11 protein-coding genes are annotated in these 15,700 nt (G+C 33.8%); 6 read left to right on the forward strand and 5 right to left on the reverse strand.

Translation table 11 applies throughout. The features are described 5' to 3' along the window. Positions 1 to 463 precede the first annotated feature (463 nt). Positions 464 to 1,192, forward strand: a complete 729-nt coding sequence (locus tag DZB84_RS20485; RefSeq protein ID WP_116354170.1) for a hypothetical protein — start codon at positions 464 to 466, stop codon at positions 1,190 to 1,192. 297 nt (positions 1,193 to 1,489) lie between these two features. Here the strand turns inward: DZB84_RS20485 and DZB84_RS25025 are convergent, their stop codons facing one another. Continuing rightward, a complete protein-coding gene (locus tag DZB84_RS25025) occupies positions 1,490 to 1,666 on the reverse strand; it encodes a hypothetical protein (protein ID WP_189655320.1) in 177 nt (58 codons plus the stop codon). A 211-nt stretch (positions 1,667 to 1,877) separates the two neighbouring features. Here DZB84_RS25025 and DZB84_RS20490 point away from each other — a divergent pair, with 211 nt between their 5' ends. The 5 genes from DZB84_RS20490 (at position 1,878) to DZB84_RS20510 (ending at position 10,154) form a co-directional block, all read left to right on the forward strand. Continuing rightward, on the forward strand, positions 1,878 to 2,189 hold the full coding sequence (locus DZB84_RS20490; protein ID WP_116354171.1) for a DUF2325 domain-containing protein: 312 nt from the start codon (positions 1,878 to 1,880) through the stop codon (positions 2,187 to 2,189). A gap of 72 nt (positions 2,190 to 2,261) precedes the next feature. Further along, complete coding sequence (locus DZB84_RS20495) at positions 2,262 to 4,145, forward strand: N-6 DNA methylase (RefSeq protein WP_116354172.1); 1,884 nt, start codon at positions 2,262 to 2,264, stop codon at positions 4,143 to 4,145. Positions 4,146 to 4,206: 61 nt separating this feature from the next. Further along, positions 4,207 to 5,799, forward strand: coding sequence for a type I restriction-modification system subunit M (locus DZB84_RS20500; RefSeq protein ID WP_116354173.1), 1,593 nt, complete (start codon positions 4,207 to 4,209; stop codon positions 5,797 to 5,799). Beyond that, positions 5,789 to 6,976, forward strand: coding sequence for a restriction endonuclease subunit S (locus DZB84_RS20505; RefSeq protein WP_223254517.1), 1,188 nt, complete (start codon positions 5,789 to 5,791; stop codon positions 6,974 to 6,976). The genes DZB84_RS20500 and DZB84_RS20505 overlap by 11 nt, the downstream gene beginning before the upstream one ends. A 22-nt stretch (positions 6,977 to 6,998) precedes the next feature. Then, positions 6,999 to 10,154: a type I restriction endonuclease subunit R gene (locus DZB84_RS20510; protein WP_116354175.1), complete on the forward strand. Its 3,156-nt coding sequence runs from the start codon at positions 6,999 to 7,001 to the stop codon at positions 10,152 to 10,154. Between the two features lie 75 nt (positions 10,155 to 10,229). Here the strand turns inward: DZB84_RS20510 and DZB84_RS20515 are convergent, their stop codons facing one another. The 4 genes from DZB84_RS20515 to DZB84_RS20530 form a co-directional block, all read right to left on the reverse strand. Then, positions 10,230 to 10,997, reverse strand: coding sequence for a hypothetical protein (locus tag DZB84_RS20515; RefSeq protein WP_116354176.1), 768 nt, complete (start codon positions 10,995 to 10,997; stop codon positions 10,230 to 10,232). Between the two features lie 245 nt (positions 10,998 to 11,242). Beyond that, positions 11,243 to 12,541, reverse strand: a complete 1,299-nt coding sequence (locus tag DZB84_RS20520; RefSeq protein ID WP_116354177.1) for a replication-relaxation family protein — start codon at positions 12,539 to 12,541, stop codon at positions 11,243 to 11,245. Positions 12,542 to 13,611: 1,070 nt separating this feature from the next. Then, the gene (locus DZB84_RS20525) at positions 13,612 to 14,250 is read right to left on the reverse strand and encodes a hypothetical protein (protein WP_116354178.1); all 639 of its coding nucleotides are present in this window, start codon (positions 14,248 to 14,250) and stop codon (positions 13,612 to 13,614) included. Between the two features lie 43 nt (positions 14,251 to 14,293). After that, positions 14,294 to 15,496, reverse strand: coding sequence for a hypothetical protein (locus DZB84_RS20530; protein WP_116354179.1), 1,203 nt, complete (start codon positions 15,494 to 15,496; stop codon positions 14,294 to 14,296). Positions 15,497 to 15,700 lie beyond the last annotated feature (204 nt).

Raw genomic sequence — 15,700 nt, forward strand, 5'->3', positions numbered from 1 at the left:
GTAATACATGAAAAACCTTCCAATATGGATGAGGAGGGTTATTTGGCATGCGCATTTTTAGTATATCATTAACTGTTTAATAATTTTACAGAAAAATATTGACATCCTATTAGCTGGTTTAGTTTAAGTAGAGGGAAAGTAAATGAATATAATCGATTGACTGGAAAATTCGACTAGGAAGTTATAGATGGATACTTTGGATGATTGTTTTATTATGCGGGGAATTAGTGGATCTGCAGTTGCTGGAAGCTAAATGGCGGAGGGATTCCTCTATCTATCCAGATTGATACATGACGATGAAACGTTTAGCTTCACGATTAGGAGCGTTTATTTGGGGATTCCTGTTGAGTTAAATAAGCAACTGAAAGCTGAGTTAATAGAAATAGCTGACGAAATGGAGAGGTTCTAGATAAATACACTAAAAACGTGCTTTTTAACGCGTAGTAATGTGAGGGTATATTAATTGTTCATTTATCGACTTGTAAAGGAATATAGAAAGCAATTTGAATTTAAGAATGTTTTATCTCGCAATATAAGAGCTAATAGGTGGATATTGTTATATCTTTTTTTTAGTCTAATTTTCCCTATAGCTATTGGTGTTTTGTTCTATTTAAAAGAGTTAATGATCATGCTTATAAGTGCTATTATCTATGTAATAATTCTTTATATTGGTGGAGAGCAACATAAGAAAAGGATGATTGAAGTACTACCGGTTAATTCACTGGGGTATAACGTGCAGCCTTTTAAAGAAATGCTAAGAAACAAGTTTAATATCACTACGGATGAACAACTTATAATACTAGATGAAATAATAAGAAGAGAGTTGTACTTAAGAGAATCGAATAGAAAATATCCATTTGCTGATATTGGAAAGCAATTATTTGTAGCTATACTTACTACAGGGCTACTCTCTTATGTGTTTTTAGAGATTAGGGCAGGTAATTTGGAAACCGCTACTAATTTATTTGCCATATATATTGTTTGTCTGACAGGAATATTAATGTTAGGTGGAATTATAAAACAGTTCAAGGACTTTGGTTCAAGTTCGAACCTGAATGATATTTCTTACCTAATACAGCTACTTCTTCTTGAAAACTCAATCAATAAAAATGAATGTGAAAGTGTCAACGATCAAGAAGATTACATAGGACTACCTCCAAGGAAAATGAGGTTAAATAAGAAAAAACTTTGATAGGTAAATAAGGTTGTAGATTAGTATTTCACCTATCGATTTGTTGGTTGTTAGGCACGACGTGATAGTTGAGGTAAATTTACATGTCGAAATTAAAGAAAACCAACATTAACATTAATATTAATATTAATGTTAATGTTGGTTTTTATCTTAGCCTTAGATAAAGAAAGGAGATACTCAAAACTTTTATAAAATAGGATGTGAATATCTCCTTATTGCTGTTACTGCACTTCTATATGGTTTTCGTAGCGATTCTGTTGTTCTGAACCATCAATAATAATGGGAGTATTAAGGGCTTTAGTCCGGCCAAGGATATATACTGAGCCTTTCTTTTTGCTTATAGTAAAGTTCAGCCAGCTTAATCCATTTTCCAATTATCCCCAAATTTGCTTCTTGCTCTGCTTTTGAAATCAGCAGATCCTCGAATTTCCCTACTGTTCCGTTTTCTTCTGCGATTATTACTTCAAATGACATTTCTTTAGACCTTTCAATAATAGTATATGCAATATAATGATAGCATAAACGCTACCATAAAAAAGATTTTTAAATTTAAGCGTATTTTTTAACAGGGTAATTAAATTACTTTATTAAATAATTTAAAAAAATATATGTTTTAGTATTTACTTTAATTTATTAATATGTTATCTTATTTTTAGATGGAGATGAAGCGAAGGAGTGTGGTAAAATGAAAACAGTTTTGATTGTTGGGGGTAGACGCAATAAAAGTTTTGAAAAGAAAGGTCATGAAAAACAATTTAGGATAATGCATCATCCAGCGCATGTAAAACAAAAGAAAAGTAAAAAATACTTTGAAAGCATGATAAAACAATCAGATTGTATTATTTTATACACCGATGCATGTTCACACCAGAATATGTGGGATATCCGTGAGTTATCTAAAAGCCATCAAAAGCCAATTGTCTATCCGAAAGGAACAGGGACTTCACAGGCATTACAATTAGCTAGAGAAGCTTTGGAAAAGAAGCAAATATGTTAGGATTTTTTTTATAACAACAAAATAAAGGTAATCAAATTACTTTATAAAATAATTGAAAAAGGAGATGTGAATGTGGATAAATCAGTAAGTAGTGTGTGGAGAGCCGCCGATGTATTGAGAGGATCAATGGATGTTAGAGCACAAAAAAGAATTATTGCCTCTTTAATTTTGCTAAAGGCTGCTGATAATCACCTTGAAAACGTGTATCTTCCTCCTCAAGCAAAGTGGAGTGAAATTATCTATCAAGGACACCCAATAAAAGACAAAATTCTAAGTGCGTTTTCAGAACTTGAGAACGGAAATGAAGATCTAAGGGGAGTTCTGTTATTCCCGGAAATATTGAACGTAGATGAAGAAACATTTCAGCGATTAATACCATTAATCAATCAAATAGATATTACACAAGGTATCTTAGCGGAAATACTTTTTGGTTTTGCCTCGGAAGAAGGAAAATTAGGAGGCGAGTTTATAACACCAAGATCACTTTCAGATTTGCTGCCTGCACTTCTTGATATAAATGGCGGTGATATCTATGATGGTACAGCTGGTGTTGCTCAACTTCTAATTGAAGCTGGTAAATATGCCAGTCAATATAACAGCAAATTTCATCTGTGGGGCCAAGAGATTAATAAAGATACTTGGGCTCTAGGAAAAATTAATTTAATGATTAGTAATGTTGAGCATAAGTTTGCACTGGGAGATACTCTTCTAGAGCCTGCTTTTACAAACGAAGGCAGATTAAGAAGATTTGATTATGTGGTCATGAATTTTCCATTTTCTTTAAAAGGATGGGGCCGAGAAAAGGCAGAGTATGATCTTTATAGACGTTTCTTGCATGGTATACCAAGTGAAGCAAATGCTGATATGGCATTTGTACAACACGCATTAGCGTCATTAAATGAAAAGGGTAAGGCAGCTGTTATAGTTACACATGGTACCTTATTCCGCGGAGGAGCTGACCGAAAAATAAGGGAAGCACTTATCCAGCAAGATGTAATTGAAGCTGTGATTGGTCTCCCAGCAAATCTCTTCTATTCTACAAACATTGCAGCTGCCATTCTTATCTTAAATAAAAACAAATCTCCTGAACGAAAGGGGAAAATACAGTTTATTAATGCGGAAAATAATTATGAAAGGATAAGGGGACAAAACGCCTTAAGAAAAGAAGATAAAGAAAAAATCCTTCATGCTTATCATAATACGGAACAAATTAAGCAGTTTAGCACAATTGTTGAAATTGATGATATTGAAGAAGGTAACCTTCATTTTGGACCATACTTTGATGTAGATGAAGTGGATAGTTTATTTGGACCCGTGCAGGTAAATAGAAAAATATATGAGAAATCAAACATAGAGAAAGTTGAACTTAGTGATTTAGTTGAAATGTTTAGAGGGATGAATACACCGCCTAAAAAAGACCTTGAAAAACACGGAGATTATTTATTAATTCAACTTGCAGATATACAAGACGGGAATATTCTTTTGGACCAACTCACTCCTATAGATTTGGATTCAAGAAAGGCAAGAAGTTATGAAGTGGAAGCAGGGGACATTATTTTATCAAGTAGGGGCGCTGTAATAAAAATTGCAGTTGTACCGCCTTCTGATAAAAAACTTATTCTATCTCATAATTTTATTGGTCTTCGGCCAAGGAATGGAGTAAATTCTTACTTCATAAAAGCATTTCTTGAAAGTCCTATTGGAACTTACTATATTTCCTCCAAGCAGAAAGGAACAGCTGTGGCTGTATTAAGTGTAAAGGATATTGAATCAATACCTGTTCCAAAAATCGATAAGGATACTCAAGAAAATTTAGGTGAAATGTTTGTAAGCGCTGATGAAGAACTAATTATGACCATAAATAAAGCCAAAGAAAAACACAACAATAGCTACTATAAGCTTTACGAACAAATAGGGTTAAACAAAGCATTTAAAGAAGTCGATAATACAAACTAGGATATTTGTAGTTTAATATTTGAATCAATTAGAACAACTATAGAAAAGTGAGGGACTTAGCATGGCTGATTTAAACTCAAAATTATTTAGTGCTGCAGACAACTTGCGGAGCAAGATGGACGCATCAGAATACAAAAATTACTTATTAGGATTAATCTTTTATAAGTATTTATCTGATAAGTTATTAGAAAAAGTTGTTGAAATAGCAGATGAATCACTTGAAGAATACAACACACAAGATAAACAAACTGATTTGTATAGGGATTTATTTGCTGATGCAGATATAAAAAATGATTTGATTGAAACCTTAAAGGATACATTGGGCTATGATATTGAACCAGAGTATTTATTCAATGTATTAACCAATCAGGCTAAACAAAATACGTTTCAACTGAATGACTTGAATAAAGCTTTTATTGATTTGTCTACAAAATATGATCAATTTAATGGATTGTTTGATGATGTGGATTTGAAATCAAAAAAACTTGGATCAGATGATCAACAGCGAAACATTACGATTACAGAAGTCCTGAAGAAATTAAATGATATCGATGTGATAGGACATAATGGAGATGTCATTGGTGATGCCTATGAGTTCTTAATTGGTCAATTTGCTTCAGAAGCTGGTAAGAAAGCTGGGGAATTCTATACACCTTCTGAAGTATCTGACATGATGGCTCGTATTGCTACAATTGGACAAGAAGACAAAAAATTGTTTAGCGTATATGACCCCACCATGGGATCAGGTTCCTTAATGTTAAATGTTCGAAAATATATAAACCATCCAGATAGTGTAAAGTACCATGGTCAAGAGCTAAATACAACAACCTATAATCTAGCGAAGATGAACTTAATCTTGCATGGCGTTGATAAGGAAGATATGCGTTTACGCAATGGGGATACATTGAATAAAGATTGGCCGACAGATGAGCCTTATACGTTTGATTCAGTCCTAATGAATCCACCATACTCTGCAAAATGGTCTGCAGATGATACGTTTTTAGATGATTCACGTTTCAATCGTTACGGAAAGTTAGCTCCAAAATCTTATGCAGACTTTGCTTTTCTATTACATGGATTCTATCATTTGAAAGATTCGGGAACAATGGCAATCGTCTTACCGCATGGGGTACTGTTCCGTAAAGCTGCAGAAGGTGTGATTCGCAAGAAATTGTTAGAAGATGGAAGTATTGATGCTATAATTGGCATGCCAGCAAACTTATTCTTTGGAACTTCGATTGAAACAACAGTCATAATCTTAAAGAAAAACCGTACCACTCGTGATGTTTTATTTATTGATGCAAGTAATGAGTTTACGAAAGGTAAGAACCAAAATAAACTTTCCAAAGAAAATATTGATAAAATCGTCGAAACGTATAAGAAGCGAGAAGACGTTGAGAAATATGCACATGTAGCAACCTTTGACGAAATCAAAGAGAATGATTTCAATTTGAATATCCCTCTATACGTAGATACCTTTGAGGAAGAAGAACTTGTTGATATGGCTTCAATTGGTTCAACAATTCAAGATATCCGGAAAGAAAAAGCAGAACTAGAAACTAGTCTGTATAACATGATTTCTTCGCTTCAATTTGGTGAAGAAAATACCGATTGGATCAAGGGTGCATTAGAGGTGTTTAATCGTGAAAAATAAACATATACCGGAAATTCGATTTCAAGGATTTACTGGTGACTGGAAACAGCATAAGTTGGAGGAAGGTACATTAAAGATTGGAGACGGTCTTCATGGTACACCTCAATACTCCCCCAATGGGAATATCGCTTTTATAAATGGGAATAACCTCCTTAATGGGAAAATTGTGATAAATAGTGAAACAAAATATGTAACTTCCGATTACCAGTCTAAAGATGATAAAGAATTAAATCAAAATACAATTCTAATGTCTATAAATGGAACAATAGGTAATTTAGCTTGGTATAACGGCGAAAAAGTCATGTTAGGAAAGAGTGCGGCTTATATTGAAGTATCATCTTTTGATAAACATTTTATGTATCAATTACTTCAAACACGTAAAATTAAAAATTATTTTCTAAAAAATTTAACAGGAACTACAATTAAAAATTTAGGATTAAAAACAATAAGAGAAACACCGACCTTAGTTCCAAAAATAGATGAGCAAAAAAAAATTGGTCAGTTCTTCAAACAACTTGATGACACTATCACTTTTTATCAGCATGAACTAGCCGCTCTCAAACAAACAAAACAGGGATTCTTACAAAAAATGTTTCCAAAAGAAGGGGAGTCTGTACCAGATGTTCGTTTCCCGGGATTTACAGGAGAGTGGGAACTACGTAAGTTAGGGGAGGTTGTCAATATTACTATGGGACAATCACCTAATGGAGAAAATTATACGGAAAATCCTGATGACCATATTTTAGTTCAAGGTAATGCAGATATTAAAAATGGTTGGGTTTCACCACGTATTTGGACTACGCAAATTACCAAAACTGCGGATAAAGGAGATATCATCATTAGTGTTCGTGCACCTGTTGGAGACGTTGGGAAAACACAATATGATGTTGTCCTTGGACGAGGAGTTGCGGGTATTAAAGGGAATGAGTTTATCTTTCAATATTTAAGTAAAATGAAATCAAATGGATTTTGGAAAAGATATAGTACAGGTTCTACCTTTGAATCAATTAATTCAAATGATTTGAAAGAAGCAATTATTAGCATACCTGAAGAAGCAGAACAAACTAAAATCGGCTCTTTCTTCAAACAACTAGACGACACTATCGCCCTTCATCAACGTGAATTGTATACCTTGAAAGAAACAAAAAAAGCATTTCTTCAAAAGATGTTTGTCTAAGCAATAAAAGGGAGGGAGAAACATGACAAAAATATCACATAATGATGAAGCAGAAGTGGAACGTCGTTTGATTGAAGTGTTGGGGGAAGGGTATAATCAGTGGAATTATCGTCCAGATTTAAAGTCGGAAGAAGACCTATGGAATAACCTACGTCAAAAGATTACGCAAAATAACTTATCAGAAATAGGGGAACATCCAATTACTGATAAAGAATTTGACAATATAAAAACAGAATTACTATTAAAAACACAAACCCCCTTTGAGGCAGCTAGATGGCTCAAAGGGGAAAATGGAATTGCTCGTATTACGATTGAACGTGAAAATGTTTCCCTAGGTTCAATGTCGTTGGTATTGTATTCCAATCAAGACATTGGTGGCGGAATCTCCACGTACGAAGTTGTTCATCAGATTGCAAAACAAAAGTCAAACGTTGATGGTCGTGATAGCCGATTTGACGTAACACTCTTAATCAATGGGTTACCAATTGTTCAAATTGAATTGAAACAGGTCAGTGCCAAAGATGGTGTATTCCAAGCCTTTAATCAAATCAAAAAATACGCAGAAGAAGGGATGTTTAGAAATAATATCTTTTCTACTCTTCAGTTATTTGTTATTTCTAATGAACAAACGACTCGCTATTTTGCCAATGCAATGCCAAAAGATATGCATAGGAAATTTATTTTTAGCTGGCGGACAACGGACAATCGAAAAGTAGAAAATCTCTATGAATTTGTGAAACAAGTCTTAAATATTCCAGATGCACATCGATTGATTGCCCATTATACAATTGTTAGTGAGGACCAAGACAACAAAGCTTTAATGGTGTTAAAACCGTATCAAATACATGCGATTGAAGCCTTATTTACTTCTGCTATGAAACATGAATCTGGTTATGTTTGGCACGCTACTGGTTCAGGAAAAACGTTGACAAGTTTTGTTTCTACGAAGTTATTAGCTCGTAAATCGGGCATAGATCGTACCATTATGCTCATAGACAGAAAAGACCTGGATAATCAAACAACCACTGAATTCACCAAATTTGCTTCCGAGTTTAATACAGGTATTTCCTCTGGCAATGCCAAGTCTAATAGCCTGATTGTTGGAACCGGTAGTGCGATGGAGTTAAGTGATACGCTGCTATCTGATACAAATTCGAATACAGTGATTATTACCACTCGTCAAAAATTAGAATCTGCCTTGCGCTATGCTCAAAAACTGGAAGAACAAAAAGGCACCCAGCGATTCAAGAAACTACTTGGGCAGCATATTGTCTTTATCGTGGATGAATGCCACCGTGCGTTGAGTGCAGAAGGGATGGAGGTGATTAAGGGGTTCTTTCCAAATTCAACATGGTTTGGTTTTACAGGTACACCGATATTCGATGTAAACAAGAAACAAGCGAAAGGTCGATTAGCACGTACCACTCATGATCAATATGGGGAAGTCTTGCACACCTATACCATTAAGAATGCGTTAGATGATGGAGCTGTTTTAGGGTTCCAAGTCGAACACGAAGATACAATTGAGCCAACTTCGTTAAAGAATTATATTTTTAATCTCCTCCGTCAAAATGAAAAATACGCCACTTTTAGTGATGATGAAATTAACAACCTTATCGATCAAATGGATGGAATGGAGAAGGAATCATACCTTGAACCATCTTCTTATGAAAGTGATGAACATATTCAAAAAGTCATTCATAAAATTTTTCGACCAGATAATGCTTATACTAAATTTGATTTCCAAAATGGTCGCCCACAAAAGTCTGCTATTTTAACAACAAGTTCCATTGATATGGCGAAACGTTATTATCAGGCAATCAAGGAAATGACCAAAGATCCAGAGTGGTTGACAAAAGAATTTGCTGGACAGCCGATTCGAACGGGTCGTACGATTGAAGATCCAGATTTCCCGCGGATTGCCATCACCTATTCGATACAAGAAAACGAAGGTAATTCCAAACAAATTCAAGATGAAATGAAAGATATTATCAAAAACTATAATGATTATTATCATACTGCTTGGTCAATAGAAGATATTGATAGATATAACGGTGATATCAACAATCGTCTAGCTCGTAAAAGAGCGGAATTCAAAGAATTTGGAAAGCAAATTGACCTTGTGATTGTTGTCGATCGCTTATTGACTGGATTTGATGCACCAACGATTCAAACATTATTTGTAGATCGAAATTTGAGTTATGCTAATTTAATCCAGGCGTTTTCTCGAACAAATCGTACTTATCCAGGAAAGACAAAGGGATTGATTGTGACATTCCGAAAACCTTTTACAATGGAACAAAATGTAAAGGATGCCACGAAGTTATATTCCCATGCACAAGAGGAGACAAATCTTGTTTATCCAACGTATGATGAATCGAAGAAACGTTTCAAAAAGGCACATAAAAAGCTCACAAAGTTAGTTCCAAATCCAATCGATATTAATGAGCACTCACCTCTTGAAACCCGAATTGAATTTGTAAAGGCTTTCCAAGAGTTGAACAACGCCTACGAAGCCTTAGTTACGTATGATAATTACAACGATGATATGGAGAAGTCAAAAGTACTTGAAGAACAGGTGAAGACTTTAGAAGAATATATTGGCGTATACAACACGGTTAAGGGTTCCCTAGTCGAGGTAAGGCCAGACGAAACGGTACCAGATTTCACAGACATTGAATTCTATGGAGAAAATACGATTAAGATTTATGATATTGACTCCACCTATATTGACCGACTATTAGAAACGTATTCGGCCAATAATCAGAATATCCGTGACGAAATTGAACAAGCACTCCAAAAATTGAAGAAATCAGAAATTGTTAAAGACGTATACCGTGCGATTTTAAACGCTATTGATACCAAAGAGGTAGAAATAGAAGACGATATTCTTGTTGTGAAACGACGCTTTTTTACAGGATTCTATAATAAAACGATTGAAGAGTTTGCAAATACTTGGTTTGTAGAAGAAAACGAGCTACATTTATCCGCAATTCAATATGTAATAGGAACAGACCCTATTCCGAATATCGGAGGAATCATTAACAGCAAGCAATTTGATAAGTATAAATCCGTACATCCAGATGCAAAACCACTAAAATACGGACCAGAGATGAAGCGTCAGTGGAGATGGACATTAGATGAATTCATAGTACCTTTGGGTGACGAGTTGAGATAAAATAGTTAAAGGTCAACTTCGAAACTGTAGTTGACCTTTACTGTATCTGAAAAAGCTTAATATTTTCTCACCTATTTACTCGAAATATTTGATATTTGAATCATTCACTTCCGTAATATTAGCCAAATACTTTGGAGTTTCTATGGTATAGTAATGGAAATTTGTATCGGCTATATTTTGTAATGTAATGTTTAGATCTATTGAACATCTTTTAGGACGATTATCAAAGAAATTCTTTTTTGGGAAAACTAACTTTACAGGTAATTTAAAATTGGTTTCTATATATCTCTTCCACATTTCTACATTCTTATCGTAATCTTTAATATATATCCAAATTTCATCTAAAGAATTTATTAAATCGAGGAAATACGGGTCTAAACAACCGTTTGGGAGTTTAATAATAGTAAGATATCTCCAGTAGATTAGGTTTTTTATAATATTGCTAATCTTTTTTTTGCTTATATTTTTATTTTCAAGAGATGACGCAAGCCAACAGATATTATCATATCTCCATAACTGTTCCTCTGAACCCTCCTCCTTATAGAACGATTCCCATCCCTTCCAACCTTTTGAAGATGAGAATTTACTTATTTCATTCCATAAATAAGTCTCGACTTCGGTCGGATCAGGAACCTCTGCAACTACAACAGGCACAGATATTTTGTTCAAATACAAAGCCAAGTCAATAATGTATTTCGATAAACTAACCTCAGGATAAGGAGACCATAAACCAATAGATTTATAATGGGCATTGATTGTATAGTGTCCCAAAATGGACTTCATTCTATCTTCGGCTTCTTCTTTTTTCATTTCATATACTTCTTTTTCAATATTTTGGTGCATTTCGTATTCCTCCTAATATATAATACGGATGATTTTGTAGAGCCTTATTTAAATAAAAAAACCTAAACAAATAAACCTCTAATAGGCCTCTGTTTAGGGGTGTCCCTCTGAATATGATGTTGAGTAGTACTATGCCGGTTACCAAAAGTAAGGTGTTGTATAATATTTTCCCTAATGTTTAGAGTAATTAAAAAACAATAAGTTATTTCCACAATAGTATTTTACTTTACACTCATTGAATTGAATTAAAATAGTGAAAAGTCTAATGGATTTACTTCTTTGAGCTTAATTCTAGCTGTTCGAAGCTTATTATCGATTTGAGCCAATTCATCCTTGAATTCAAGTGGAAAGTCTAAACTTGCAATATTGTCTAGAATTACAGGTTTCTGATGCGTGAAAAATAGAACCTTTTCGATCCCTGTGAAAGTTAGCTGCTCTACTTCTTTTTTCTCTTTGGCATTCTGAAGCCGAGATTTTATGAATTCGAGATAGGTTAGATATACTTTTGATTCATATTCGTTTGAAATAGTAGCGAACATTACTTTATAATCAATGTCACTGTATCCAATTCCATAAACCATTTTATTCGTCTTTGTATCGTGATACACATTAGCATATGGAAAATTTAGATTTTCCTTTAGAATCTTAGTAATGAAGTCTCGTGCCTCTTTATCAACCTTTTCTCTTTTTACCTCGAAGGTTAACGTTTCTTTCACTTTGTCCATGCTGGTTAAAATGAGATTAACTTTATCTAAATAAGGTTTCATCTCGTTAATAAATGCTGTTAGGATCGTACCCCAACGTCTCTTTATTCCGTGGTCCCTACGTTTTTCCTCTACTACGAAGATAATGCCGCAGGGAATAGGGATATCGTTTTCTTCCATTATTCTAAAGGCTTCACAGTAAGTTTTAAATTTCTCCCTGAGATGCAACCCATTTTCTGTTCCTCTGTCAATTTCAATCGCGAACGTTTTGTCAGTATCCATGATAGAAATCTCTGCATCTGGTCGATAACGCTTGATATTACCATTTATATTAAATTTGTGTGAAGCATACAGGTTAAGTCGACGATCAATTACATAGCCTGTATCACGGGGGATTTCAATAAAAAAATCAATTAGCGCTAAATGATGTGCAACTTGCTTTAGCGGTGGTACAAAAACCTCATATGGGATATCCCCAAAGGTTTTTTCTGAACCTGGTATATCTTTTAAGTCTTCTGAGTAAATAGAGTAATATTCAATCCAACCATTCCCTTTTTGACCTTCCTCAACATTAAACAAATGTAATGTCAATTCGTAGCCTTTCTGGGATAGATAATAGATTGAGCCCCTAGAGATATTCTCTTGAAGTTTTACAGACAGAACTAACCCCTGATTTTTTAGCTTCCGCAAGACATTATAAACTGATTTCTCTTCAGAAAGGGTAGGATTCAAGTAGACCATATTAGCAATCTGGTCTCCCCTCATGCCCCTGTAAAAATATAATTTTTCTAAAATTGTTTCCATATGGAATGTAAGATGTAAGTCAAAGTAATTCGACACTATATTTTCCTCCCTTTTTTAGTCGATTTTAGGACAATACTTTCTGACTTTTCCTAGCTCTATATACAACTACCTTTAAAGCACGCGATTTCAGCGAAAACGAATTAGTAATTAGTTTGGTAACGACGTTACTGAGTAATCAAATAAGTAATTCTTGTTTATTAAATGATTACTAGCAACAGGTGAAAGAAAAGTTTTCAATTTCGCTACCAGTTCGATGACTTCGCCTATTACATTACTCGTAGCTACTTTTCTTCCCACACACTGAACACTGAAATGTATAGCCATTTAACATTGAATTCTTTTTCATGAATTACCACCTTTTTATTTAGTTAAAATTTGTTTGTAAAATACTTTAGTGATTTGATTTATTTCACCCCAAAAATTAGAAAATAAAAAAACCGCTCAACAAATATGCCTACAAATATAGGTATATCGTTTAGCGGTTTTCGCTCTAATTATTAAATTAATCTATTAATTATACTATCTTTGATATTCAATACTGTCAACAAGCAAGTATCAAAAAGATGGCTTTATTTGAAATATCCCACATACCTATCGATATATTATAATAGAATACCAATGCCCGGTTATATATGAATCTGTATCAATTGGGCATTTTCTTAAAACACAGATTTCAAACAAACGTTTGTTTGACATTTCAACCTAATAATATTACGAAGTTATTAATTTAATCAATCGTTTGATTGAACTAATTTGTGAGGAAAAAAGGGCTCGCGTGTTAGACTGTTCTACTATTCATTTCATAGTCTAATATAGTTTGGACAGATTCTACGTGTGCATCTAGCATTTTATATTACTTTGAGGACTCCACTAAATTATCCATGTAAACTGTTACCGTCTGGGAATATTATTTATAGAATCTGAGATAAATAATTTGAAGATAAACCCCGCGTTAACGGTATTGCTTGTTGGATATACCCGGGTTATAAAAATTAGAACTTATAATAATATGTTTAAATAAATACATATATAAGGTTCATTTTTATACATAATTCAATATTTCAACAAAATTTATTCAATATGGAAAGGCTAGTTGTATTTATAATCTATTCCATCCAATGCTTTGGTCGTGGAGAGGATATCATTGAAAAGTTTCCGTTGACTAATATTACATACTGACCATATCCATCTTCATCAACATACCATGCCATTTTTGAAGCTAATGGAAGTGAAGCATTATGATTATGTACTGGATAAGGTGACTTATAAACGTTTTTTGCCCAACCTTGTGTTAGTGCTCCTTCATTAACAACCATAAATCTTTGTTTTGATTTATTGATAATCCAGCAACCCCATTCTTCTTTTGGATCTATGTACCATATTGCATCATTCCGATTGGATAGATAATCCGGGATAGATGGATAGGTCGATTTACTTTCATCAAATTTTACTCCCATTATTTCGAAGAATGTTGATTCATCACAACACTCCGATTCGAATTCATCTTCATGTAGACTAGTATTTCTTAAATCAGTATTTGCTGGTAGGGAATAATTCACAAAAACATCTTTTTGCTCTTTGTAAATCACATCTCCACATCTAAAGATAAGTGTAGGATTATCAGGATTTATGTTATTATGTATGCCACATTGTTCAGACAATGGATCGAATAGTTCACAATTGTTTCTGCAGGTGGGAATGCTGTTTTTATTTTTTGTATTATCAATCGCTAGTCTTAAAGCCATGTTATCTCACTAATCCTTTCTTCAACTATTAAACACTCGCATTCTAAGCATATTTTGAATTTTGTTCCCAGATCCTTGACACGACATCTTCATTTCCAATATTAAATAGCTTAATTTCGTTTACTAAACTATCGAATTCCTCTTTTGTCTGAGCGTTATTTATTTTATTCTTTAGATTTCTTTTTTGTAGAAAGTACAAATCCAATTCATGTTCTACATAATATTGAAAGTGTGCAAATTGCAAATAGGCTCTAAAATCCCTATCAAACCCACACCTAGCAGGATCAATAAATAATTCAAATTCATCAAATGGTATTTCCTTAAAGGTATGCTTGGTATGGTCAAAATAATTGATTTTATCCACCTTTGGATACTCTCTATCTCTGTCAAAAGGAGAGTTATTTAAATCGAGATAAAACTCTCTTTCCTTAGATTGGTAGTTAATTTCGCCCTTAAGCAACCATTTCTCACCAATAAACTTATCATTTTGATAAGGAAGTTGAGGTCTTGGTACCAATAAATAAATATCTCTTTCATAAGTTACTCCTAGCAAAAAGAAATAATCACCCATTGTAGGCAATCGGTTTAATCGATTTTTTGCATCCTCAAAGGATATAATATTGTCTTCCTTTACTCCTAAAGGGGCATTCATTATTTCTTTTGCTTTATCGTACTGGAATTTTTCATATAATTTTTCACATTCTTTCTCGCGTTGTCGAAGAATCTTGATCTTCTCTTCTTCAACGCCAGCAGTAATTAAGTAATCTATCACCTTTTTATTCTTCTTAAGGCGTTTTCGCTCCGCATAAGCTTCTGGGTTTTGTTTCTGCTCTTTTTTATCACCCATGAATGCTAGTAGTCTCACAATCCCATAGAGAGCCACAAACGGGAAGAAAATAAGGAAGAATGCTATAATAAGTAACCCTTGCCCAATTTTGCTTTGAGATACCATCATAACAATTGAAAATACCGCTAATAAGACAAAACCCACTATGATAAGGCAAATATAGAATAAGATAAATGCTACAAAAATACGAAATGCAGTCATGCTAGGAGAACCCTCATAGATTAATCCCGTTTTATTTAATAATGATACTATCCCTGATGCTTCAAAAATAGGTAGAATGTAGTCCCAAGCTGTTGCTATAACAATGGCTAGTGCAATTCCAACTAATCCCCATAAACCTGTTTGTTTTCCTCTGTAATATTGCATCGTAGCATCCGCAAAATGTAATAGTGTATTCATTTCATTGGCTCCTTAATAAATTTTCCCGTTATTACGCTTTTTTAGTTCAAAAAAATATGTAACAAACCGGATGCTAAAGCAATAACAGCCATGCAAACACATACTTTATCTAGTGTTTCTTTCTGTCTTTCGGTAAGAAATTGAAATAACATACTAACTTCCTCCTTTCGTAATGTTTCAGAATGTTCTGTATAATTATTGTAA

The sequence above is a fragment of the Bacillus sp. HNG genome, from assembly GCF_003400205.1.
GTDB lineage: Bacteria > Bacillota > Bacilli > Bacillales > Bacillaceae_L > Ferdinandcohnia.

Coding starts and splice junctions, on each gene's coding strand:
- DZB84_RS25025 (WP_189655320.1), bottom strand. CDS start 1,666: ATGTCATTTGAAGTAATAATCGCAGAAGAAAACGGAACAGTAGGGAAA.
- DZB84_RS20490 (WP_116354171.1), top strand. CDS start 1,878: ATGAAAACAGTTTTGATTGTTGGGGGTAGACGCAATAAAAGTTTTGAA.
- DZB84_RS20500 (WP_116354173.1), top strand. CDS start 4,207: ATGGCTGATTTAAACTCAAAATTATTTAGTGCTGCAGACAACTTGCGG.
- DZB84_RS20510 (WP_116354175.1), top strand. CDS start 6,999: ATGACAAAAATATCACATAATGATGAAGCAGAAGTGGAACGTCGTTTG.
- DZB84_RS20515 (WP_116354176.1), bottom strand. CDS start 10,997: ATGCACCAAAATATTGAAAAAGAAGTATATGAAATGAAAAAAGAAGAA.
- DZB84_RS20525 (WP_116354178.1), bottom strand. CDS start 14,250: ATGGCTTTAAGACTAGCGATTGATAATACAAAAAATAAAAACAGCATT.
- DZB84_RS20530 (WP_116354179.1), bottom strand. CDS start 15,496: ATGAATACACTATTACATTTTGCGGATGCTACGATGCAATATTACAGA.